The sequence below is a fragment of the Cytobacillus sp. NCCP-133 genome, assembly GCF_026011715.1.
In the GTDB taxonomy this organism is placed as follows: Bacteria; Bacillota; Bacilli; order Bacillales; family Cytobacillaceae; genus Cytobacillus.
In genome coordinates, this window is the sequence record NZ_BRVM01000003.1 from 67,662 (window position 1) to 90,937 (window position 23,276).

Genomic DNA, 23,276 nt, shown 5'->3' on the forward strand with positions numbered 1-23,276 from the left:
CTGAATCGCCTTAAGCTGGCACCCCGTCTCATTTAACTGGCTCTTCTTCCATTTCTTCTTTTTTATACTTCATTTTTGTGGCTTCACCCCCGCGCAGATGGCGGATTGATTTATGATAATCCAGTATTTCCTTTACTTCGCTTGCCAGTTCAGGATTGATTTCAGGCAGTCTTTCCGTTAGGTCTTTATGGACTGTACTTTTGGATACGCCAAACTCCTTCGCAATTACGCGAACCGTTTTTTTCGTCTCCACGATGTACTTTCCAATCTTGATAGTTCTCTCTTTGATGTAATCGTGCACACCACTCGCCCTCCCCAATTTGGATGTGAGAAGTGTGAAATGAGACTCGCCTTTTGCTATGGTTTATACTGTATTCCGCATGGCCCCTGCTTAAGCAGAAACGGGACAATGAAGATCCGTATTCATGCGGCTGAAAGACAATGCCTTCAGCTTGCGGTAATTAAACATGTCCTCAACTCATTCATTGGTTTCAGTAAAACGATCCCTCACCTCAAACGTTCTCTTTGTAAGGTTTATAACAGTTTATTAGCTTGGTTGATGTAATATGCACGAAAAACCCAATAGGGACAAGGTTTTGTGCAATTTTTTTGAAAATAGGACATCTGGAGGCTGAAAACGGGAAATGTTTTCAAGAATTTCTTTAGGGTAAAGACATATTAACAGCCTAAAGTCCAATGAAGAGATGCCTACATAATTTCCATTCATTTTATCTGCCTAGGTGAAATTCCTGTCTATTCGACAAAAGCTCGTTTTCACCCAGCGTCTTCTTTTCACGAAAAATCTGCTAGTTCAAAGGAAGAAAAGCTAAAAAATGTAAAAACAAGAGCCGAAACAGCTATGATCCTTTGGAAAAATGAGTACAAGGAATCTAATTTAACACTTAATCTTAAAGGAATTTATCCCTATTGTGATAGCCCTGCTAATTCCGTACTATTTGTTCTGAACTCATATTCATATATATGGTTACCTGCCCATAATTACCCAATATCTTAAATAGATAGGATGGTTACAATGCAAACAACAATTACACAGACACGAAAAGGAAGGATTATGAAAGAAAAAAGAAAACAAGCAAAAGCGCGAAGACTAAAAGCAGCCAGTACTGCATTTGCCGCTGCCATCGCAGCTTCAAGCTTTAACGCTGGTGCAAATGGTACCCATGCACTCACAGACACCTATACAGTCCAAAAGGGAGACACCCTATACCAAATATCCAAAGAACACAATATGACGGTCAACGAATTGAAAGCCGTTAATCAGCTGAAATCCCATTTAATTGTTCCCGGACAAAAGCTCGAAGTCCGCATAGAGAAACACACAGAAGAAACCCTTCTGCAGAATGCAGCTATCTATACCGCTGTCCCAGGCGATACATTATGGGGAATAGCCAAACGCTACAGCATGCAAGTAAGCGAGTTAAAGGCTGTAAATAACCTAAAAAGCGATATGATTCTCATTGGCCAAAAGCTTATAATTCAAGAAGACATGGCTGTTACAAAAGCAATAATTGTCGGAGCAGCCGACACCTTTACCGTTGAATTCAAGACTGGCAATGATTACTTCAGATTGCAGGTTCCCTACGGAACTGCCCAGTCTTACCAAAAGAAGGCGGGAGAAGAAGTCGTGGTTGCCCATAAAAACGGAGCTTTGATTCAGATACAGTGATCACAGAAAAAAGCCGGATTTCCAAAATAATCCGGCTTTTTGTTTCATTTTGTTGATCATTTTTTTGTTGGTCAGGCCTTCTTACTGCAAAAAGCACTTCCTCCGCATCCCATATGCAGTGTGCCCTATCCAGCCAGACAGAAACCGCCCAACCATCACCACTCACCCGCCCACCAACATTTCAACCACAGCTCCTACTGCCTAAAACTGCATGGATCTCGTCTGGCTTTCAGTTGCTTTGAGGAGCTCTCCCCATGTGATGTACCCCCTATCCCTAAATTGCAAAAGCAGTTCGACAAACAGATAGGCGGTGGTGAGCGCATCACCCACGGCACTGTGGCGGTCATATATACGGGTTCCAAAAGCCATTGCGTATCTTTCCAGATCACGCATATCGTACGAAGGGGCCATAAAGCCAATCAAATCCAGTGTGTCGATTGTGAGGAAATTTTTTAATTTCAGATTTTCCCTCTTAAACTCGCTTTTCAATGCAAGCGCATCAAAACTGACATAGTGGCCAACCAGGCAGACGGTTTCCCTCGATTCGACATAATCAAAGAAGCTTAACATCGCCTCCAGGACTTGAGGTGCGCCTTGCACCCGTTCATTGGAAATGGCGGTCAATTCTTTTATTTCCCGAGAAATTTGTCGATTTGGGTTCACGTAGGTTTGAAAAATATCCTTGCCGCAAACTTCCAGCCCCTTCACTGGAACTGCCCCTATTTCAATGATGCGGTCAGCCGCGGAAACCTGAAATCCTGTAGTTTCTGTATCAAATACGACAAAGTTCAAGTCTTCCAAAGAAGTGGATAACGGAATCGTTTCATAAGTTAAGGAACAAGCTATATTTTTTCGCCGAAAAAACATTATCAGCCTCCTGCTGGAGATCTAAACAGAGAAATGTGCAAACACTTGGCTCTGCAGGTCTCTTAATGTCTTCAAGCTTAAGATCAATTCTTCCTTTTCACGTGTAGACAATCTTGCAAACGATACGGTTGAGGTTAGAGCATTTCCCGCTTTAGCCTGCTGCCGCCGCTGAGTGACATACATGGTTAAAACGGTACTCACTGCCTCCTTCAGGTCCCATGCAAATGCCTTTGAAAAGACTTTTTCTTTTTGTAAAAAATCAATTTTTTCAATTGGTGTACCAGAGTGCTTCCCATGCAATAGTGACAGGATTTGCAGGCTATGATGGTATGGAAACAGAACCTCTTTTTTCATATCAATGGTTTTCCGTTCAAGTTTAAATAATGAACGGATTGGCTGTTCAAGGGTTGGAATCTGATTCTCCTTTTCAAGCTGGGCGAGACGGTATAAGAAAATCCTTGATCTCTTCAACTGCTCATCAATCATTCTTTCAAGCTGATCATGCAGCTTCTCACTGCCGGCAATCATCCGGTATGAGAAAAAGTTTTGCGCCAATAATAGATTCTCGTTGGTAGATTGGAGCATCCATTTGCGGACTCTATCTTCCCATTCCGCTATAGACCCGCGCCAGCTCTTTTCACTGCACATCATCAATCCCTTGCATCGTGCATACCCGGCTGCTTCCATATTCGATGTAATCTCTTCCCCCAGCTCCTCAAAGTAAGCAGATGCCTCTCCTTTTTCATAGACTAGGAAATGATCCTGATCGGTTAGCATGAATTGCTCTCCCCTGCCGCTGCTTCCCATTTGATAGAAGGCAAACTCGCAAGGCATCTGTTTTTCTTTGTCGTAAAGATGCTCAATAGCAAGCTCTACTATTCTGCCCACAAGCCGATCATACAGCTTTGTGATGATTTCTAATAGGGTTAAAATGGGCATTCTCTCTCGGTTAAGCATATCAATGACATCATAGATAGCTATTTTCACCTGTGGAAGGCTTTCCCTGTCCACTCGCTCGATCTTTTGGATGGTTTTTATGACATTCTCATTTTTCTTCCTTAACAAATCTGATAGAGTGACTATCCCCACTACTTTGCGATCTTCCACAACCGGCAAATGTTTAATCCCTTTTGAAAAGATCAGGGATATGGCATCATAATAATAAGCAGACCTGGATATGGAGACCGGATTCATCGTCATAATCGTTCTGGCTTCAGCTGACAGCTCCAATCCCCTGACAACCACCCGTTCAACCATATCCCTTTCCGTGATGATCCCTTTTAATGATTCCTTGTCTGTCACCAGTACAGAGCTTGTTCTTTTCTCATGCATCAATCGGGCAGCTTCCCGGACTGTCGCATCAGGCCTTACAGCCGCAACATCCTCACTCATGACATCCTGGACGCGGATCATCAACGCGTCATTTTCCCCATAATCCGTAGCGAGCTTCACCTGTTCAGCCAGTGAGGAATAAACATCCTTCAACCGGATGACGACCTGTGTGAGCAGATAATCATGAACGGCCGGGTCATTCCACCTTCTTGTGACCACATCAAACGGGATGAACAGGGCCTTAGCAGCACTAACTGCTTTGACTTCGACCCTCACCTCCGTTTTCACTTGCTTTGCTACACCCAGGAAGTCAGCAAGACTGGAAAATCCAATTATTTCCCCTTTTTGCACAACTTCGAGCACTTCTTTTCTGCCGTTATTCTCATTTTTCACAAAAACCTCTGAAAGACCTTCCAATACTAGCAGAAGGCCTTCCCGTGGATTATTTTTTTTCAGCATGATTTCATTTTTAGCATATTGGCGGACTTCACATAATGAGATGAGGGAAAGGGCTGTGTCAGCGTCCACCCCTCGAAAAAAGGGGTGAAACCGCACAGCCTCCAGATTGTATAAATTATACGGATTTAGATCCATCGTCATTGATCCAAACTTCTCCGTTTTTGTAGGTCATCTGCTCAGGATAGCGAAGATCCATCACTTCATCCTGAATTTTTTGCGAAGGGGCAGCTGTCATAAGCGAAACAATGATATTTGCCGCAAATGCAGCTACGGCACCAAACACGCCAGCTCCAGTATCAATAATTCCCAGGATTGTAAAGCCGCCATATTTAGCTGCGAAAATATAGGCCAGTGTCACACCTAAGCCAACGAGCAAGCCCGCAATGACCCCTTGGGAATTGGAGCGCCTCCACCATACTCCGAGTACGAGTGCAGGAAAGAACGTTCCAGTTGCAAGAGCAAATGCCCAAGCAACAATTTGCGTAATGGCCCCAGGAGGATTAAGCGCAATAAGACCCGCCAATAATGTAGCTGTCACAATCGACCAGCGAGCAACAGATAGACGCGTTTTTTCTGTAGAGTTCGGCTTTAGCACCCGATAGAATATATCATGTGCAAAGGCAGAAGAAATGGCAATCATCAGACCGCCGGCTGTTGATAACGCAGCCGCCATTGCACCTGCAGCCACTAAACCGATGACAAACAAACCAAGATTTGCAATCTCCGGTGTCGCCATAACGACAATATCGTTCGAGATTATTAATTCGCTCCACTGGAGAATGCCATCACCATTGGAATCCGCTACTTGCAGCTTGCCTGTATCCACCCAAGACTTTGTCCATCCAGGCAGTTCGGTAATTTTGCTGCCTGCAACCTTTGTCATCAGGATGAAACGGGAAAATGCTGCATAAGCAGGCGCCGATAAATATAGCAAGCCGATGAATAGCAATGCCCATGCACCAGACCAGCGCGCCGCCTTCATCGTGGATACCGTATAGAAACGGACGATGACGTGCGGAAGACCTGCCGTACCCGCCATTAATGTAAACATTAACGCAATAAACTGCCATTTTGTCCCATTCGTAAACGGCGCGAAGTATTCAGAAATTCCCAGCTCACGATCCAATTCACCCATTTTCCCGACAATCTCTCCATATGATAACCATGGGGCCGGGTTCCCTGTAATTTGCAGGGACATAAAAATAACTGGGACGATATAGGCAATAATCAGAATCACATACTGTGCAACCTGTGTCCAGGTAATCCCCTTCATACCGCCGAATGCAGCGTAAAAGGCAATAAGCACAACGCCAATCATGGTGCCAAGCTTGGCATCAATCTCAAACAATCGGCCAATCACTACTCCTGAACCGGAAAGCTGGCCAATGGAGTATGTGAAACTGATAATAATTGTACAGATTGCGGCAATCACACGGGCTGTATGGCTGTTATAGCGGTCACCGATAAATTCAGGCACCGTGTAGCGGCCGTATTTCCGCAGCTGCGGAGCCAAAAGGAATGTCAGCAGCAAATATCCGCCAGTCCATCCCATAATATAGGCCAAGCCGTCATAGCCGAGAAGCATGATTGTCCCGGCCATACCGATGAATGACGCTGCACTCATCCAGTCAGCGCCAATCGCCATTCCGTTGAAAATTGGCGGAATTCCCCGCCCTGCAACATAGAAATCCGATGTCGCTTTTGCTTTGTTATAAATGGCAATCCCAATATACAAAGCAAATGTGGCTAAGATAATGGATAATGAGACCAAAAACTGTGTATCCAAGTGCCATCCCCCTTTTTTACGTGCCATTTTTTTATGACTTTTTTTATTTCTCTTTAACCGGCTCGAACAGCCGCTCATTTTTAAGCATTAATGATCAAGCACTTTTCCGGAACTGATCTGCTTATTCTTTTCTTCGTCAATCCCATATTTCCGGTCGATTGCATCACCCAGCTTTGCATTAACAAACAGCAGAATAATAAAAGTCAGAACAGCTCCCTGTGCGCCCATGAAGTAATGGAATGGAAAACCGTTAATCGTAATCCCGCTTAAGGGTTCCGCAAATAAGACCACTCCAAAGGAAGCCAGAAATCCAACAGCAAAATAAATGATCATATTCCGTGTCTTTTCTCGAAAATAACGATCCGCTACTTTCTTATCAATTTTCTTCACAACTCCACCCCCGGTTAAAATGATTGAATTAACATGAATAAATAATGGCTGTTTAACAGACTTTCAAGGCAGGAACCACTCCTTTTGAAAATAACTGCAGCGGATATCGCCGCTATTTCACCGGGATCCGCCTAACCGGACCCGGATAACATTCACCTTAAACTAAAGATGAACTTGACTGTATCCATAAAAGGTGCGGGAACAAGGATGATTTGAAAGAGGAAGTAAGCAAAAATCGACAGGAATGGTACCGCCAGGAAGATCGGCCTTTTCTTTCTTAAAGCAAGAAAAAGGCAGACACCGGTAATCACCATCAAAGACAATAAAATAAGCAAATTTGTTTCCCCCTTTCCGGGAAAGCGCTATCATTTTTTTGCCGCTTTCCGCTTCAAGTTTTTTGATGTCCCTCTGTTCTTTCACTTTCTGACTTAACTAAATTTTAAGAAAATTTATACTTCATTATGTACAAAAATTAAATCAAGGTCAAGTACATACTGTAAATATCTTTATTTTTTTGTAAGAATGTACCATGATAGGCGGGAAACCCTTGTCAGATGGATGGCAGAATTGTCGAAAACAATCGTTCGACAACATTCGGGTGGTACCTGGTACCCCACACCAAAAAGAGCCCGCCTATCTGGCGGACTCCGAAATATTAAGCGTCAGTGGATTCAGTTGTGTTTTTGTCAACTTGGTCGTCAGTTTGACCTTCGTCTTCAGAGTTTCCAGCTGGATCTTCTTCTGTGTCAGCTGACTTGTCTTCTTCAGTGTTCCCGGCATTTTCATCTGCAGCTCCAGATTCTTCAGCAGAACCTTCGCCCTCAGTATTGCCAGACTCATCTAAAGACTTGTCCTCAGATGGAGCAGCTTCGTCGTTTTCTTCCGTTGCACCGCTGTTTTCAGCTGCGTCTGCTTTGTCAGTTGTGTCTAACTCCTGCAGAGCGCTTAGCGGCTTATTGAAGTAATCAAGCGGATTGACCGGCAGTCCATCTTTGCGGATTTCAAAGTGTACGTGTACGCCTGCTTCTTCATTAAACAAGCTTTCGCCTGCTTTCGCAAGTGCATCACCTTGTTCTACCTGATCGCCAACCTTAACATTCATCTCTGTAACAGATTGATATTGTGTTACAATTCCTTTGTCATGCTCTACTTCAATAACATTGCCCAACAGTGCATCTTCTTCTACCTTGGTAACTTTCCCGCTTAATGCAGCTAGTACATCAAACGTCTCTCCATCCTTAGTGGCAATATCAATACCTGTATTCGGATGGTATGTGTTATTGTAAAATACTAGAGCCGCTTCCTGTTCTTCCGCTTTGCCGTCATAGTCATAGAATTGTTTTTGAATAACGCTTGAGTCTGGATCCTTAACAGGCATTACGAAGTTTTCCATTGCACGGTTAACTTCCAATGCGGGCTCGTCGTACTTCTTGCCGGTAATGTCAGTGGCTTCGTAGTCGTAGCTGTCTGTGTCTGTAGCGTTGTCGCTCGATTGGTACCAAAGAACACCGGTTAGAATGATTGCTGCACTTGCAATGTAGATAGCTGGGAATGCCCACCGCTTTTTCATAAAGCGTTTAAAGCTGGAATCTTGAGAAGATTGTTTCTTTTCTTCCTCTCTCATTTATCATCACCTCAGCAATCAGTCTGAACAGATTGAGAGGATTATATACCTTTCTTAAAAAAAATTTTTTGTGTTTATTTTTCGACAAAGATTTTATTTTTATGCAGATAACAGAAAAATTTTTAAAGGAGTTTTGGAATATGTTTAAATGGGTCATTAGGATTCTTCCCTTCCTATATATGGGGCTGATCTGGACTCTCTCAGGCCTGCCCCATAACGCGGTTGTAGAACTGCCCGATTCTGCCGTTGACCGGTTTATTAAGGAATCCCTTCACCTTGTCGAGTTCGGCATTTTATATGTACTATTGGTCTTGGCGGCCTTGACTGCCGGCAAGCTGAGCCCTGCAGCAAACATTCTCTTGGCTGTCTTTGCCTGCTTTTACGGGATAGTGGATGAAATCCACCAGTCTTTCGTTCCCTATCGCTCTGCCACACTTATCGACGCTGTAAAAGACATGACAGGCGTTTTGCTGTGCTGGTACTTAATTAGCCGTGCTCTTTTTCACGGACGGTTTAAGAAACTGGCTTCCATTCTTTCTATATTTATAAGGGCAAATGGAAAAGGCTGATTCTGCTATAGAATCAGCCTTTTGATTATTTTTTCGCTGTGATTTTTGTAAGCAGCTGGTCAGAAGTCGCAATTTCAACACCTTGATAGTAATGGGACACAATTTCTTTGTAGCTCTTTCCTTCGGATGCCATTCCATTGGCGCCATATTGGCTCATGCCTACTCCATGGCCATAGCCTTGGGTATTGATGATTATAGTGTCTCCCTTGCGTTCCCAAGTAAAATCCGTCGATTTCAAGCCGAGCTTCTCCCTGATGTCCTTTCCGCTGACAACTTTCCCGTTAATATCTACCTTGGCAACCCGCTGGCCGGCTGTTCGTTCGGTCACAGTGCCAATCGTGCTTTTGTTAGGAAGCTTTACACCCAGTTTCTTTTCAAATTCCTGTACGGTGAATACCTCTCTTCCGTTAAACTTTGGAGACTGCAGATCCCATTTGCTTTCCACACTTTTCAGGTATGGAACAGAATTTGGCCAGATGGCCTCGGAATTCTCGGTAAAGCCATTGCTTGTTGAGAAAAAGGAAGCCGTAATCGGCGAGCCGTCAAATGTGAGGATTTGCCCTCTCGTTGCAGTAACCGCTTCTCTTACCTTCTCCATTTTCCACTTGTAATCTTGTTTCCATTGCTGCTTTAATTCATCATCATTTTTATAAACCTGGTGAATCACTGTATCGTATACTAATGCCCCTTCAGGGAGTTCCAGGCTATCTTTGCTCATCATTTGTTTGACAATAAACGTCCTTGCTGCCAGTGCCTGTGCCTTCAAAGCTTCTTCTTCAAATTCAGCCGGCATTTCCGATGCGACTACCCCGGCAATATAATCCTCCAGCGGAACAGTCTCCAGCTTTTTCTGTGCCAGGCGATAAACCCCTACCTCTATGGCAGGCCCTTGTGGGATTTCTGCCGCCGTCCCGGTTTTCGTCTCCTTTTTAAGCTCTTCGCCAAGCTTCCCGCTCACGTTTCCTTCTGTGAATGGAATGACAAGGAGAGCAGGAACAACAAGGGTGACGGCAAACAACAATGCGGCTAGTACGATGAAAGGTTTGAATTTTGTCATGTTTTAAGCCTCCATAGCAACAAAATAATTCTTACTCAATTCATATTTATGGCTATGGACAAGCTAATATGCTAACAGAATGGATCAGGATGATTTTTTATCATAATAGATTTTGGAATAGGTTTTGGGATTGTGTTTAACATTTACTTCTGTATTTTAATGAAAAGAAATCCGTTCGCGGAGTTTGCCAGAAGCTCAGTCTTCCACTTATCTATCATGTTTTTCCTTTTATCTCGCAGATTTTATATGTAACAGGTTCAGGATTTATCTAGCATATCCCGGAATATTTCTAACATGACACACAATTTCCGGCCTCTAAAGACTGCTTATGCACCCCTTTTGCTTTTTATGCTTCACTTTTTGAATGTATGAATCTGCTTTTAAAATTTATGCTTCTTTCTGTTCCATTTTTGCATCTCTTTTCAAATTATATGCACCACTTCCCGCCGCACCATGGGGCCAGTTATTGACCGAGCGCTCAATCAACGAAAAATAACAATACCAAAAAACCGCAGAATCGATTTGTCAGTCCTCTGACAGCTCGATTCTGCGGTTTCATTCAGGAATGCGCGCAAGGCGACTATTTACGACGACATTTATGGCCGCCTTGATAAGCATTTCTTATGCGTTCATGTCTGAAACATAGCTGGTATTTCCAGCTGGTGTTTCTTGCACTTCCGTCATGCGTTCAATATCCGCGCCTAAAGCAGCAAGCTTATCATGGAAGTTTACATATCCACGGTCAAGGTGCTTAAGCTCTGTAACGCGTGTAACGCCCTCTGCAACCAATCCAGTCAGAATTAATGCTGCAGCCGCACGGAGGTCGGTCGCAGCCACTTCTGCTCCCTGCAGGTTGCTCGGTCCGTTCATGATCACGGAACGTCCCTCAATTTTTATATCAGCGTTCATGCGGCGGAATTCCTCCACATGCATGAAACGGTTTTCGAATACTGTTTCTGTAATCACACTAGTACCTTGTGCGTGAAGCAATAGAGCCATCATTTGTGATTGCATATCGGTCGGGAACCCCGGGTGAGGCATTGTTTTAATATCAACAGCCTTCAGCTTATCTGGACCCAATACTCGAATTCCTTCTGCTTCTTCGATGAACGTAACGCCCATTTCTTCCATTTTTGCAATTAAAGAAGTAGAATGCTCTGGCACAGCGCCTTTTACTAGAACATCTCCGCCTGTAATGGCGGCTGCCACCATAAACGTTCCTGCTTCAATGCGGTCAGGGATGATGTGATGTTCTGCACCAAACAGCACGTCAACACCTTCAATACGGATCGTTCCAGTTCCTGCCCCTTTAACCTTGGCACCCATTTTATTCAGAAAGTTAGCCAAGTCCACAATTTCAGGTTCCTTCGCAACGTTTTCTAAAATGGTTGTACCTTTGGCCAAAGTTGCAGCCATCATAATATTTTCCGTAGCGCCCACACTAGGGAAATCAAGATATACTTTTGCTCCATGCAAGCGGCCTTCTGATGCTTCCGCTTCAATAAAGCCATTTCCAACCTTTACTTTCGCACCCATCGCTTCAAAGCCTTTTAAATGCTGATCGATTGGGCGGGAACCGATTGCGCAGCCCCCTGGCAATGCAACACGGGCACGGCCATTTCTTGCTAATAAAGATCCCATGACTAAAACTGAAGCACGCATTTTGCGTACATATTCAAAAGGTGCTTCTACCTTTAACTCTCGAGATGCATTTACTGTTACTGTATTATTTTCAAACTCCACTTCGGCGTTTAAATAGCGTAATACTTCATTAATAGTATATACATCGGAGAGTGTTGGGACATCACGAATTACGCTTTTGCCATCACTTGCCAACAGTGTTGCGGCGATAACCGGTAAGACAGCGTTTTTTGCTCCTTCTACTTTGACAGTACCGCTTAACCTATTTCCGCCGCGGACGATGATTTTATCCAAAGTGTATTCCCCTCCGCGTCCAATTTCTCTATATTAATATTCAATCGTTATAATGGGTGTGCCAATAACTATGTTTGTCCTGGCGCCCATTCCTTTTGTCCGTAATCCAAGCTGCATGTTCATTTCCTTGCCATTCGTCTCAATGGATTCACCCAGAAGCGGTGAATAGGCTGATGTTGAAATGAATTGGTCTTCTTTTAGCGCTTCTATTTCTGTTGCATTAAAAGCAGCCAATAACTGATTTACAGTATCAGGCAAAGACTTATTAATCTTATCATTGAATTCGCCTTGGATACAAGAGAAAATTGTGGCATTTCCACGAAAAATGTCAGAAATTTTGCTATTAAGAGCGGCAGCCAGACTCTGATCTTCATTCTTCCAACCTTGACCTTTGGCCTCATAAATTATATACGTTTGAACTTGGCCTTTTGTGGGGGTTGATAGAATTTTAACACTCTCTGACTGCGTTTGGTTATCCACTATGAAAGCTGTTGCTTCCCAGGATTTATCCGTATTTTGGAAACTCCATTCCCAATTAGGATATTTCGCCTGTAATTGATTTGTGAATGCTTTGATTTCCTGAAGGCTTTGGACATTTTCCATTTTTTCTCTTGCATGCAAAGACCATTCTTTGATTAAAATATTCTCGCCCTGCATTTTTGAGGCCAGCGTTAACAGGTCAAGCTCCCCCTTGGCTACAGTCGTTTTATTCCCACTGTTTATCAACATGAAACCAATTATGAAAATAATTGATAATAACATTGCTGCATTTTTCATATCTAAACTCCTCCCCTTAGTACCATTGTTACCAAGGAGAGAGTAAGCATACTAGGGAATTGTCGTCACTTTTTGACAAGCCGAAAGTCAGGAAACTGGCTATTAATAAAGCCTCTTTTTGCATACTTTGAAAAAGCTTTCACAAAATTGTATGTATGCATAAAAACAAGCAACAAAAAGATTTTACTCAAAAATTGTCAAAATGAAAACATGTATGAAGACCTATATTTATAAAAACTTCAACTCGGTTAGCACCGACTGCCGATTGCCCAATTCATGACAATAAGCTTTTTCATAGCCAATAATTTATATTCTGCAAAATAAGCGGAAGCTGCTGGGACCATAGAAGATAATCGAGAAAGAAATTGCTGACTACAGATCCAATCACTATAGATAGCAATACATACAGCACCCGAGCCTGAAAAACATGATTTGCCCGCAATAGCGATTCAAGCCTTAATGCCTGAAGTGCCCACCAGGCCAGCGCGATAAAAGTCAAATGAGACATAATGCTAATCAGCGCCTGTTGCCCAAAACCTGAAATCATCCTCTTCCCTCCCTTACAATTTTTACTGCCTTGCATACCTGTTTTGTGCGCATTAATACCATTTGACGTTTATACTAGCAGGTAAGTTTCATGATTGGTTATTTTTTTGAAAATTAAGTTTTCGTGCTATTTTGCAATCTATACGTCTATTATATCGAATCTTTTCTTTTTGTCGAAAAAAGACGAAGAATAGGGACCACACATCGAAAAATACCACAGTATCAACGTCTGTGGTAGTCTAAAATTATATACTTTCTTATCTTTTAAGAAAAGCGCAGGGCACCCGCCTATCGGCGACAAGCATAAGACGAACCGGCTGAAAGGTTTTTTTAAACCTTTTGGACGCATTGGCTTAGACCCGAGAGCCGATGGCGCCTGGAGCTGGATCGTTCTCTAAGTTCAAAGGGATAAAAAATCGGATATTATAAAAAAAAGAAGGGGAAATCCCCCTCCTCAATTTTTATATGCCCATCATAAAAAGCGAATTACTGAAAGAAGTCAGTGAACTGATTGAAATTTCCCTGCAGAAAATCAAACGCAATATTTGGTACGACTCCAAACAGGATGGTAGCTGCAATGCTGATGCTGATGACTGCTGTCAAAGCTGCCGGAACTTTAATCTTTCCTACATCAGCTGCCGGCCTAAAGAACATTTGCACCATGACGCCAAAATAGTAGAAGTACGATACGACTGTAGCGGCAATCATGATGGACACGAGGACATAATGTCCTTCCTGCGGAACCAATGCGCCCATAAAAATGTTCAGCTTGCCGATAAATCCGGCTGTTCCCGGAATCCCTGCAAGTGACAGCAGGAATACTGCCATCGCAATGGCAAGGAACGGTGCCCGGCGATAGAGGCCAGCAAATTGGCTGATATCCTCAGAGCCGGATTTATGCGTTACATGCTGGATAATCGCAAATGCCCCCAGGTTCATAAATAAGTATGCCCCTAGGTAAAACCACAGTGCATCAAACATGAACAAAGACATGGTGGCAATGACGACTAATAGGTAGCCGGCTTGGGCAATGCTTGAATAAGCAAACAAACGCTTAATGTTCCGCTGCCTTAAGGCTATCAGGTTACCGATAATCATAGTTGCCCCGGCCAGGAACGCTATGTAATCCTGAAGAGTCAGGATCATCGGCATACCCTCGGCATCACCCGATGGCGTATTGGCAAAGATTGAAAACAGGATCCGCACAAGCAGCGCAAAGCCAGCTGTTTTGGAAATGACACTCAAAAAGGCTGTTACTGGTGTTGGCGCACCTTGGTATACATCCGGAGCCCACATATGGAATGGGGCTGTTGCCAATTTAAATGAAAGTCCTACAACAATCATAAAGAATGCAAGGCCAAGAAGGTAAATATGCTGTTCATCGTAAACAGTTGTTAGAAACCCGGCCATTGTCTTAAGGTTAGTAGTTCCGGTCAAACCATAAACATAACTCATCCCAAACAAAGTAATCGCTGTAGAAATACCGCCGTTAATGACATATTTCATGGCAGATTCGTTTGATTGGAGGTTTCTCTTTCTCATGCCTGCCAAAATGTAGGAAGAAATGGAAAGAAGCTCGAGTCCGACAAACAGCGTGATCAAGTCACCGCTTGATGACATCATCATTGCACCAAGCAAAGCAGCCAGGAACAGGTAAAAGAATTCCCCTCTGAATTCCTCCAGCCCTTCATTCAGCTCATAGCTGATGGCAATCAGCATCACCATCGCCGCTCCAATTAAAAGCAGCAGCTTAAACGCTTTAGCAAAGGAATCCAGCCTGAAGGTATCAAATAAAATCGATTCTGTGCTGTGTCCCACAAGCCCTAATAAAGACACCAGGGCTGCCAGGATACCGGCAAATCCAATCCAGCCAAGAATTTTCCGGCTTTGCGCCTTTGGCATAAACAAGTCCAGCAGTGACAGAGCCGTTGCAACACCAAGGATGATGAACTCCGGCGCCATGATGCTCCATTCATATGATAACAATGTTTCAAGATCCATCCTTCATCACCCTCCTATCCCTAGCATGATCGTTTCAAGTGTAGATGTCAGCGGTTCGCTCAGCACGCTTGGATAAACACCAATCAGGACAATTAAGCCAACTAAAACCAGGACAGGAACAAATTCAAATTTCTTCATATCCGTAACTCCGGCAAAGTCCCTATGAGCTTGGCCGTAAGTAATCCCCAGCACCGCACGAAGCAGATAAACAGCGGTCATGATAATGCCGATGGTACCGACTGCAGCCAGTACCGGCATTTCTTTGAAAAGGCCTAGGAAAGCCATAAATTCACTGACGAACCCTGACATTCCAGGCAATCCAAGTGAGGCCATTGCTCCTGCAAGCAGGAAGCCTGCCGTAATCGGCATGCCTTTTGCCATACCGCCAAGGTTTTGGATATTGGATGTTTGTACGCGCTCATAGAACACACCCACAAGGAAGAATAATAGCGCGGCAATTAACCCGTGTGATACCACCTGGAAAATGGCCCCTTGAATTCCGGCTTCATTTAATGCCCCTACACCGATTAAAACGATTCCCATGTGGGAAATAGAAGAGTAGGCAAGCACCATTTTAAAATCTGTCTGAACGAATGCCAGGAATGCTCCGTAAAGTAAATTCACTACTCCGAGCACAGCCAGCAAAACCGCTAAGCTTTGGAATTGATCGGGAAATATCCCCATCCCAAAGCGGATTAAGCCAAATGCTCCAATTTTTAGAAGCACGCCGGCATGCAGCATAACAATGGAAGGCGGCGCTTGTACGTGAACCCTTACCATCCAGCTATGCAGCGGGAAAATGGGAAGCTTAACGCCAAATGCGATTAAAAGGGCAATCAGCATGCCCATTTTCATATTTTCAGTGATTGGCGCTACAAGCTGCGGATTGTCTGCACTCATTGCCGCCATCAAAGCATCAATATTCGATGTGCCTGTTCGGGCAAATAGCACCATAATGACAATCAATAGGACTGCTGAACCAAGTCCGTTGTAGATTAAAAAGCTGTACGCTGCTTTTTCTTTTTCAAAGTAGCCCCACTTCCCGATCAGGAAGAAAGTTGGAATGAGCGTTATTTCAAAGAAAATAAAGAATAGAATCAAATTTTCAGCTGCAAACACACCAAGCATGCCGACTTCAAGAAGAAGAAACAGCATAAAATAGCCCTTCCACTCTTTTTTAATATGAATGGAGGCAATCGCTGCAAGGGTTGATAATACAGCGGTCAGCACAAGCATGATCAATGAGAATCCATCGAGTCCAAGCTCATAGTCAATCGAGAACAGGTTTCCCAGCTGCTCGGAATAGCCGAATTGAATCCAGCTTACTTTTTCACTCAGACTCTCTAGGCTTGCACCTGCCCTGTACTGAAAATAAGCAATCAGCGACAATATCAGCGCAGGAAGGGTAGCCAAAAATCCAACCATCTTTATCAATGATTCCTGTGTTTTCGGCAGGAACGATAATACTAAAATACCAGCTAAAGGGGAGAAAACTAAAAGTGATAGAAAGTATTCAAAACTCATTTTAAGTACCCCCCTGTTACTGCATAGATGACAACTAAAATCGCGAGCCCGACAAAGGCAGCCGTTCCATATGTCTGAATCTGGCCATTCTGGAATTTGGATCCCAGTTTGCCGAGAGATGACGCAATCCCCGCTGCACCATTTACAATTCCTTCAATCAGGAAGACTTCCAGGAATCGAAGGAATGCGCTAAAAAATTTCGCGCCGTTTACGACTGTCAGCTGATAAAACTCATCGATATAGTATTTGTTGTATAAAAGGTTGTAAGTAAGCGGTGCTCTGCTTGTGAGCCAGTCACGGGACAGTGAACGTTTTCCATACATGAGCCATGCAAGGAAGATCCCCAGCAGGGAAACAATTGTGGCAACTGCCATGATCCAAGCAGGACCTTCAATATGACCATGGCCCAATGAGTGGTTCCCCTCAACAAGCCAATCACCAAGGAACGTGCCGAACCATGGAGTATTTACGTAACCCGCTACTACCGCCAATACGCCGAGTACAACCATCGGCATAGTCATGACGCTTGGAGACTCGTGGACATTCTTCATATCGCTTCTTGCTTCGCCTGCAAAAACCATAAAGAATAGGCGGAACATATAAAAAGCCGTGAAGAAAGCGGCAATCACTGCCAGCCAGAACAGAACTGTGTTTCCGTGAGCCCAGGCAGCAATTAAGATTTCATCTTTACTGAAGAACCCTGAGAATAATGGCACACCGCTGATAGCCAGTGTCCCGATCAGGAAAAGCGGACCTGTGAGGCGCAGCTTTTTCCATAATCCGCCCATATGCTCAATGTTCTGTGTATGAACGGCATGAATAACACTTCCAGCTGCAAGGAACAGCAAGGCCTTAAAAAAAGCGTGTGTCATTAAGTGGAATACGCCTGCCACGTATCCCGCTGAACCAAGCGCCAGCATCATATAGCCCAGCTGGCTGACAGTTGAATAAGCGAGTACCCGCTTAATATCTTTCTGTACCAAACCAATGCTTGCTGCAAAAATCGCTGTAAAAGCCCCAATTACAGCTACCGTCATCAGTGCCGTTTCACTTGCTGTAAAGAGCGGGAATAAAGCTGCTACCAAGTAAACACCTGCTGCTACCATTGTCGCAGCATGGATTAAAGCTGAAACAGGCGTCGGGCCTTCCATTGCGTCCGGAAGCCATGTGTGAAGCGGGAACTGACCCGATTTTCCGATCGCTCCAACAAAAATGAGAATCGCCGTTAACGTAATCATTGCCGCTGAGATAGAGCCTGCTTCTGCAGCAGCAAAAATTTCATCATATTCGAAGCTGCCGACCTGCCAGAATAATAGTATCATTCCTATCAAAAGGCCGACATCGCCAATACGGGTCATAATAAATGCCTTTTTGGCTGCCGCCTTTGCTTCTTCTTTGTAAAAATAGAAACCGATCAGCAAGAATGAGCCAAGCCCGACAAGCTCCCAGAAGAAATAGGTTTGCAGAAGGTTAGGCGAGATGACCAGGCCTAACATCGCAAATGTAAATAAGCCCAAATAAGCATAGAAAACAGGGAAACGGTCATCTCCGTTCATATAGCCTTTTGAATACGTATGTACCAAGAAACTGACGAGTGACACGATCACCAGCATCAGTGCATTTAACTGATTCACTTCAAAACCCGCTGTTAACTGAACATCCCCTATAGTCAGCCAAACGCCCTCCGCCTTGTAGGTAGGTGCGGTAAGTCGTTCAAAAAGCACCAATAACGAGTATACAAGCGAAGCTAAAGTTAACAAGATTCCTATGAAAGCACTCGCTTCTTTAAGACGTTTGCCAAATAAAATCAGGAACAAAAACGATAAAAGCGGGAAAAGCGGTATGATCCATGCATTCTCCATCATTATCACAATCCCCTTTTTTGAACACGCCCTCTTAACTTGGCAGTCCGAGTTGCCGGCGTGTCAGATTGGGACCCTTTAAAGGATCCTTCCAGGCTCTGCATTCAGCCTGTTCTTTCTATATCCTTAGCCGCCGTTTGGCAGCATTTTTCACAAAGTCCGTTTCATTAGTGCTTCATCGTATCCATTTCATCCATATTAATGGTTTTGCGGTTACGGTAAAGCGCAATTAAGATCGCTAAACCAACAGCTGCTTCTGCTGCAGCCACTGCTATGGCAAACAGTGCAAAAACCTGCCCTGTAATAGAAGGTGCAACGCCAAATTTACTAAAAGCTACAAGATTAATATTAACCGCATTTAGCATCAATTCAATCGAAATTAAAACAATCACTGTATTGCGTTTTGTCAATGCACCATAAAGGCCGATACAGAATAGGATCAAGGCCAATGCCAGGTAGGCTTGAATGGGAACAGCACTCATTCCTTCTCCGCCTCCTTCTCATCGTCTCTTTTAGCTAATACAATCGCACCAACCAGAACAGCCAGCAATAAGACAGATGTCAATTCGAATGGAATGATGTATTTCGAATAAAGCTCTATTCCAATCTGTTCTGTATTATTGACATGCAGGTCACTTGGCGTTTGTTCGATATCAAGGTTATAAATGCCGATATAAACCGCAAAAGCGAAACCAAGTACCCCGAGAAACAATAATAGTTTTCTCAAGCGGCCTGTTTTCGGCTCACTTGAGTCATTATGGCGAGTCAGCATAATTCCAAACAGCATAATAATGGTAATCGCACCGGAATAGATCAGAATCTGGACAGCAGCTACGAACTCTGCCGATAAGAGAATATAAATTCCCGCAATACTTACAAAGGTAAAGACGAGCGCGACCACCATATGCACAACTTTGGTAAGGTTCAATAAAAGCACGCCGCCGATGACCGCTACTAAAGCAAGAGACATAAACGCTAAAAACTCACCTGAAAACGTCATGCTTTGTTCACCTTCCGTATATTCTCGTCATTTTCATCAAGCCATTCGAGGTTCTTAAACAACTCATCACGGCTATATTCGGCCAATTCAAAGTTATTGGTCATAATAATCGCTTCAGTCGGGCAAACCTCTGTGCATAAATCGCAAAGGATACATATTTCAAAGTTAATGTCATACGTATCAATGATTTTCCCCTTTTTGGAAGGGTCAGGATGTTTCTTTCCTGTCAGCTGGATGCAATCTGTCGGGCAAATGTTCGCACACTGGTTGCATACGATACACTTTTCCGGATAAAACTTTTGGATTCCACGAAACCGGTCTGGAAGTGGAAGAGGTTCATTTGGATAGTCATAAGTCACTTTTTTGCGCGCCAAGTTTTTTAGGGTATACGATAATCCTTTCGCTAAACCAAGCATGTTTTTCACCCCTTGTGTTATGAAATGTGGAAGCGACTGCCCATTCAAAGAACGCAGACTAAAAGCGCCAAGTCCTGTGGCAACGTCTGCATGACCCGCATCCTCCCAAAAGCTGCCGCTTTCGGTCGTGCGATGACGATGCTGCCGAAGCTTTCCTTGTAGAGCTAGACAGTTCTCGAAGTTCATTGTTTATTGAGGGTGGCCCCCATTAAAATATATTCAATAATTCTTTTAAGATCGCTGTTAAGAAAATATTAGCAAGCGCTACCGGCAGCAGAACCTTCCAGCCAAACTCCATAAGCTGGTCTGCACGCAGGCGCGGGAAAGTACTGCGGAACCAAATTAAAATAAAGATGACAACAGTGAATTTAAGTGCAAACCATACTGCGCCAGGAATGAAATCCAGGAATGGCAGCGGCAGCCATCCACCGAGGAATAAAACAGTTGTCAGTGAAGCCATTGCAAAGAAATAAACATATTCTGCAAGCATAAAGAATGCCCACCGGAAACCGGAGTATTCAACATGGAAACCTGCAACAAGCTCTGATTCTGCTTCAGGCAAGTCGAACGGAACACGGTTTAGCTCTGCGGTGGAGGCGATGAGGAAGACAATGAAGGCAACTGGCTGCCAGATGATAAACCAGCCATTTTTTTGTACTTCCACGATTTCATTCAGGTTTAAGCTGCCTGTTAAAAGCACAATGCCCAATACAGACATTACGAGTGGAATCTCGTAAGAAATCATCTGTGCAGCAGCACGCATTCCTCCAAGAAGGGCGTATTTATTATTGGATGCCCATGCTCCAGTCACAATCCCGACTGTTGTTAACCCGGATATGGCAATGTAATATAGAAGCCCGACTCCAATGTCCGCAAACTGCAGCTTATCAGTAAAAGGAATGGTTGCCAGCACCATAAATGCAGGTGCGAAGGCAATGACGGGCGCAAGGATAAACAGCGGCCTGTCAGCAAGCTTCGGAATCGCATCTTCCTTCAATAGAAGTTTCAATACATCCGCAACGGTCTGGAGCAAGCCCCATCTTCCGCCAACTTGATTCGGCCCTTGGCGAAGCTGCATAAACCCCATTACCTTACGCTCTGCCAGAATGGCGTAAGTAACAAATCCCAAAACAACTAATAGTAAAACGGTAGCAAGCAAGAAGAAAATACCGAAATTCAGCAACCCGGCTTGGGAATATAAAAGTTCTTCTACCATTAACCGTCCACCTCCCCTAGGACAATGTCAATTGCCCCTAAAATAGCAATCAAGTTGGCAATATTTTCACCTTCAAGCAGTTTAGGGAGAATTTGAAGATTATAGAAAGATGGCCTCCGGAATTTTAAGCGGTAAGGTTCCTTTTTACCGTCACTAGCGATATAGCAGCCGATTTCTCCTCGTGGAGATTCGATTCTGACAAACGCCTCCCCTTTTGGCGCCTTGATGATCTTCGGCACTTTTGCCAATATATCGCCTTCTGAAGGGAATTGCCGGGCAGCTTGTTCAAGAATTTTTAATGATTCCTCAATTTCCTTCATCCTCACGTGATAGCGGGACCATGCATCGCCGCCTTCCTGAACTGCCACGTCAAAATCAAAGCGGTCATAGATGGAGTATGGCTCATCTTTTCGAAGATCCCATTTTTCGCCTGTGCAGCGGAGGTTTGCCCCGCTTAGCGAGTAATTAAGGGCGTCATCTTTCGTATACTTCCCTACCCCTTTAACACGGTTCATAAATATTTCATTTCCTGTTACAAGCTGATGGTATCCTTCTAGCTGTTCCCGCATATATGGAATAAATTCTTTTACTTTTTCGATCCAGCCCTCCGGAGCATCCCATTTCACCCCGCCCACACGCATGTAGTTAAACGTTAAGCGGCCTCCTGATATCTCATTCAGCATGTTTATAATCATTTCACGCTCTCGGAATGCATAAAGGAATGGACTTGTCGCTCCAATATCAAGTAAATATGTACCCCACCATACTAAGTGGCTGGCAATCCGGCCAAGCTCCATTGTAATGATCCTCAAATATTCGGCGCGATCTGGTATTTTAATGTCCATCATCGTTTCAACTGCATGCACGAGTATATAGTTATTCGTCATGGCTGCCAGATAGTCCATTCTGTCTGTATAAGGGATAATTTGAGTGTATTGCAGATTTTCAGCCAGTTTCTCCGTTCCGCGGTGTAAATAGCCGATAACCGGTTTCGCTTCTTTAATAATTTCACCGTCGATTTTCAATACAAGGCGAAAAACACCGTGCGTACTTGGATGCTGAGGTCCAACATTCAATAGCATTTCTTCAGTTCGCAGCACTGGTTACACCTCCACATCATACGGTTCATAGTCTTTGCGCAGCGGATGGCCAACCCAGTCATCCCCAAGCATGATCCTATGTAAATTCGGATGGCCCTTAAATTTAATGCCCAGCAAATCATATGCCTCACACTCAGGCCAGTTGGCGCCAGCCCATAATGGCTGCAAGGAATCGATTACCGGTTCATCGCGGTCAATTTTAACCTTCAGAGCGACTGATTGTCGATTTTTGTATGAGTATAGGTGAACATACACTTCCATATGCGTTTCAAAATCGGTTCCATGAAGCTCTGATAAATATTCAAAACCAAGCTGTTCATTATATTTAAGGAATTCTGCCAATTTATAATACGAATCTGCCTTTGCCACTAATGTCGGCACTTCCTTGGACAGATTATTAATATAGGAATCTTCCAGCACATCACTGCCGAGATTTTCTTCAATTACTTTTATATATTTATCAAGATAAGGCTGATTAACAGAAGGAGCTTTCTCTTCTTGAGGTTCAGCTTCTGCTTTAGTGCCGGCAGCTTTCGCTTTTGCGGCTGCCGCAGCGGCTGCCTTTGCTTTTGCGGCTGCAATCGCCTTCGCTTTTTCGTCATCCCCGCCAGCACCGCCTGATGCTGCCAGTTTGGCCTTTGCTGCTGCAGCCGCTTTTGCCTTTGCGGCCGCAATCGCTTTCGCCTTTTCGTCATCTCCGCCTGCACTGCCTGCTTGTTTTGCCTGTGCTGCCGCTTTCGCCTTCGCTGCTGCTGCGGCTTTCGCTTTTGCTGCCGCAATCGCCTTCGCCTTTTCATCATCTCCGGCGCCGCCCGCTTGCTTGGCCTTTGCCGCTGCCGCAGCTTTCGCTTTTGCGGCTGCAGCTGCCTTTTGCTTTGCCAAATCTGGATTTTCTTCTGGAGACTCTTCCTTTCCTTCTCCCTGCTCTTGCGCTTTCTGTTTAGCCAATGCTGCTGCCTTCGCCTTCGCCGCGGCCGCAGCTTTTTGTTTTGCCAGATCCATGTCTTCTGCAGGAGATTCTTCCTTCGCTTCTCCCTGCTGTTTAGCGTTCATCTTGGCAAGCGCTGCCTCTTTTGCTTTTGCCGCTGCCTCTTTTTTCAGCTGTTCAAGATCCTTTTCTCCGCTCAT

The 23,276-nt window shown here is 44.2% G+C and carries 22 protein-coding genes; 2 read left to right on the forward strand and 20 right to left on the reverse strand.

What is annotated here, in order from left to right; translation table 11 throughout:
* Window positions 1-28: 28 nt before the first annotated feature.
* Window positions 29-301, reverse strand: coding sequence for a sporulation transcriptional regulator SpoIIID (gene spoIIID, locus NCCP133_RS06000; protein WP_264804033.1), 273 nt, complete (start codon window positions 299-301; stop codon window positions 29-31).
* 732 nt (window positions 302-1,033) lie between these two features.
* Between spoIIID and NCCP133_RS06005 the strand changes: the two genes are divergently transcribed.
* The gene (locus tag NCCP133_RS06005; RefSeq protein WP_264804034.1) at window positions 1,034-1,687 is read left to right on the forward strand and encodes a LysM peptidoglycan-binding domain-containing protein; all 654 of its coding nucleotides are present in this window, start codon (window positions 1,034-1,036) and stop codon (window positions 1,685-1,687) included.
* Window positions 1,688-1,888: 201 nt separating this feature from the next.
* Here the strand turns inward: NCCP133_RS06005 and NCCP133_RS06010 are convergent, their stop codons facing one another.
* The 6 genes from NCCP133_RS06010 to NCCP133_RS06035 all read right to left on the reverse strand — a co-directional run bounded on the left by NCCP133_RS06010 (window position 1,889) and on the right by NCCP133_RS06035 (window position 8,145).
* Entirely contained in the window at window positions 1,889-2,554 is a 666-nt protein-coding gene (locus NCCP133_RS06010; protein WP_264804035.1) for a 3'-5' exonuclease, read from the reverse strand.
* Between the two features lie 21 nt (window positions 2,555-2,575).
* On the reverse strand, window positions 2,576-4,480 hold the full coding sequence (locus tag NCCP133_RS06015; protein ID WP_442874243.1) for a DUF294 nucleotidyltransferase-like domain-containing protein: 1,905 nt from the start codon (window positions 4,478-4,480) through the stop codon (window positions 2,576-2,578).
* Window positions 4,461-6,131 (reverse strand): sodium:solute symporter family protein, encoded by a 1,671-nt coding sequence (locus NCCP133_RS06020; RefSeq protein ID WP_264804037.1) that lies wholly within the window; start codon window positions 6,129-6,131, stop codon window positions 4,461-4,463. Before NCCP133_RS06020 ends, NCCP133_RS06015 begins: the two co-directional genes overlap by 20 nt.
* 87 nt (window positions 6,132-6,218) lie before the next feature.
* A complete protein-coding gene (locus NCCP133_RS06025; protein WP_264804038.1) occupies window positions 6,219-6,521 on the reverse strand; it encodes a DUF4212 domain-containing protein in 303 nt (100 codons plus the stop codon).
* 152 nt (window positions 6,522-6,673) lie between these two features.
* A complete protein-coding gene (locus tag NCCP133_RS06030; protein WP_264804039.1) occupies window positions 6,674-6,856 on the reverse strand; it encodes a hypothetical protein in 183 nt (60 codons plus the stop codon).
* A 320-nt stretch (window positions 6,857-7,176) separates the two neighbouring features.
* On the reverse strand, window positions 7,177-8,145 hold the full coding sequence (locus tag NCCP133_RS06035; protein ID WP_264804040.1) for a peptidoglycan DD-metalloendopeptidase family protein: 969 nt from the start codon (window positions 8,143-8,145) through the stop codon (window positions 7,177-7,179).
* Window positions 8,146-8,285: 140 nt separating this feature from the next.
* On the opposite strand from NCCP133_RS06035, the gene NCCP133_RS06040 reads away from it, so the two are divergent.
* The gene (locus NCCP133_RS06040; RefSeq protein WP_264804041.1) at window positions 8,286-8,714 is read left to right on the forward strand and encodes a VanZ family protein; all 429 of its coding nucleotides are present in this window, start codon (window positions 8,286-8,288) and stop codon (window positions 8,712-8,714) included.
* Between the two features lie 25 nt (window positions 8,715-8,739).
* Here the strand turns inward: NCCP133_RS06040 and spoIID are convergent, their stop codons facing one another.
* The 13 genes from spoIID to NCCP133_RS06105 form a co-directional block, all read right to left on the reverse strand.
* Window positions 8,740-9,771: a stage II sporulation protein D gene (gene spoIID / locus NCCP133_RS06045; RefSeq protein ID WP_264804042.1), complete on the reverse strand. Its 1,032-nt coding sequence runs from the start codon at window positions 9,769-9,771 to the stop codon at window positions 8,740-8,742.
* Between the two features lie 621 nt (window positions 9,772-10,392).
* Window positions 10,393-11,706 carry a UDP-N-acetylglucosamine 1-carboxyvinyltransferase gene (murA, locus tag NCCP133_RS06050; protein WP_264804043.1) on the reverse strand — a complete coding sequence of 438 codons (1,314 nt, stop codon included), beginning with the start codon at window positions 11,704-11,706 and terminating at the stop codon, window positions 10,393-10,395.
* A 33-nt stretch (window positions 11,707-11,739) separates the two neighbouring features.
* Window positions 11,740-12,483: a YwmB family TATA-box binding protein gene (locus tag NCCP133_RS06055; RefSeq protein ID WP_264804044.1), complete on the reverse strand. Its 744-nt coding sequence runs from the start codon at window positions 12,481-12,483 to the stop codon at window positions 11,740-11,742.
* Window positions 12,484-12,775: 292 nt separating this feature from the next.
* Entirely contained in the window at window positions 12,776-13,030 is a 255-nt protein-coding gene (locus tag NCCP133_RS06060; RefSeq protein ID WP_264804045.1) for a DUF1146 family protein, read from the reverse strand.
* Between the two features lie 485 nt (window positions 13,031-13,515).
* Window positions 13,516-15,030, reverse strand: a complete 1,515-nt coding sequence (gene nuoN, locus NCCP133_RS06065; protein ID WP_264804046.1) for an NADH-quinone oxidoreductase subunit NuoN — start codon at window positions 15,028-15,030, stop codon at window positions 13,516-13,518.
* A gap of 6 nt (window positions 15,031-15,036) precedes the next feature.
* Window positions 15,037-16,554, reverse strand: a complete 1,518-nt coding sequence (locus NCCP133_RS06070) for an NADH-quinone oxidoreductase subunit M (protein ID WP_264804047.1) — start codon at window positions 16,552-16,554, stop codon at window positions 15,037-15,039.
* The gene (nuoL, locus tag NCCP133_RS06075) at window positions 16,551-18,419 is read right to left on the reverse strand and encodes an NADH-quinone oxidoreductase subunit L (RefSeq protein WP_264804048.1); all 1,869 of its coding nucleotides are present in this window, start codon (window positions 18,417-18,419) and stop codon (window positions 16,551-16,553) included. Before nuoL ends, NCCP133_RS06070 begins: the two co-directional genes overlap by 4 nt.
* A gap of 164 nt (window positions 18,420-18,583) precedes the next feature.
* Entirely contained in the window at window positions 18,584-18,898 is a 315-nt protein-coding gene (gene nuoK / locus NCCP133_RS06080) for an NADH-quinone oxidoreductase subunit NuoK (protein WP_264804049.1), read from the reverse strand.
* Complete coding sequence (locus tag NCCP133_RS06085; protein ID WP_264804050.1) at window positions 18,895-19,416, reverse strand: NADH-quinone oxidoreductase subunit J; 522 nt, start codon at window positions 19,414-19,416, stop codon at window positions 18,895-18,897. The genes nuoK and NCCP133_RS06085 overlap by 4 nt, the downstream gene beginning before the upstream one ends.
* Complete coding sequence (nuoI, locus tag NCCP133_RS06090; RefSeq protein ID WP_026583634.1) at window positions 19,413-19,832, reverse strand: NADH-quinone oxidoreductase subunit NuoI; 420 nt, start codon at window positions 19,830-19,832, stop codon at window positions 19,413-19,415. The genes NCCP133_RS06085 and nuoI overlap by 4 nt, the downstream gene beginning before the upstream one ends.
* 208 nt (window positions 19,833-20,040) lie before the next feature.
* Window positions 20,041-21,048, reverse strand: coding sequence for an NADH-quinone oxidoreductase subunit NuoH (gene nuoH / locus NCCP133_RS06095; RefSeq protein ID WP_264804051.1), 1,008 nt, complete (start codon window positions 21,046-21,048; stop codon window positions 20,041-20,043).
* Window positions 21,048-22,148 (reverse strand): NADH-quinone oxidoreductase subunit D, encoded by a 1,101-nt coding sequence (locus NCCP133_RS06100; RefSeq protein ID WP_264804052.1) that lies wholly within the window; start codon window positions 22,146-22,148, stop codon window positions 21,048-21,050. The genes nuoH and NCCP133_RS06100 overlap by 1 nt, the downstream gene beginning before the upstream one ends.
* A 3-nt stretch (window positions 22,149-22,151) precedes the next feature.
* Window positions 22,152-23,276: an NADH-quinone oxidoreductase subunit C gene (locus tag NCCP133_RS06105; protein WP_264804053.1), complete on the reverse strand. Its 1,125-nt coding sequence runs from the start codon at window positions 23,274-23,276 to the stop codon at window positions 22,152-22,154.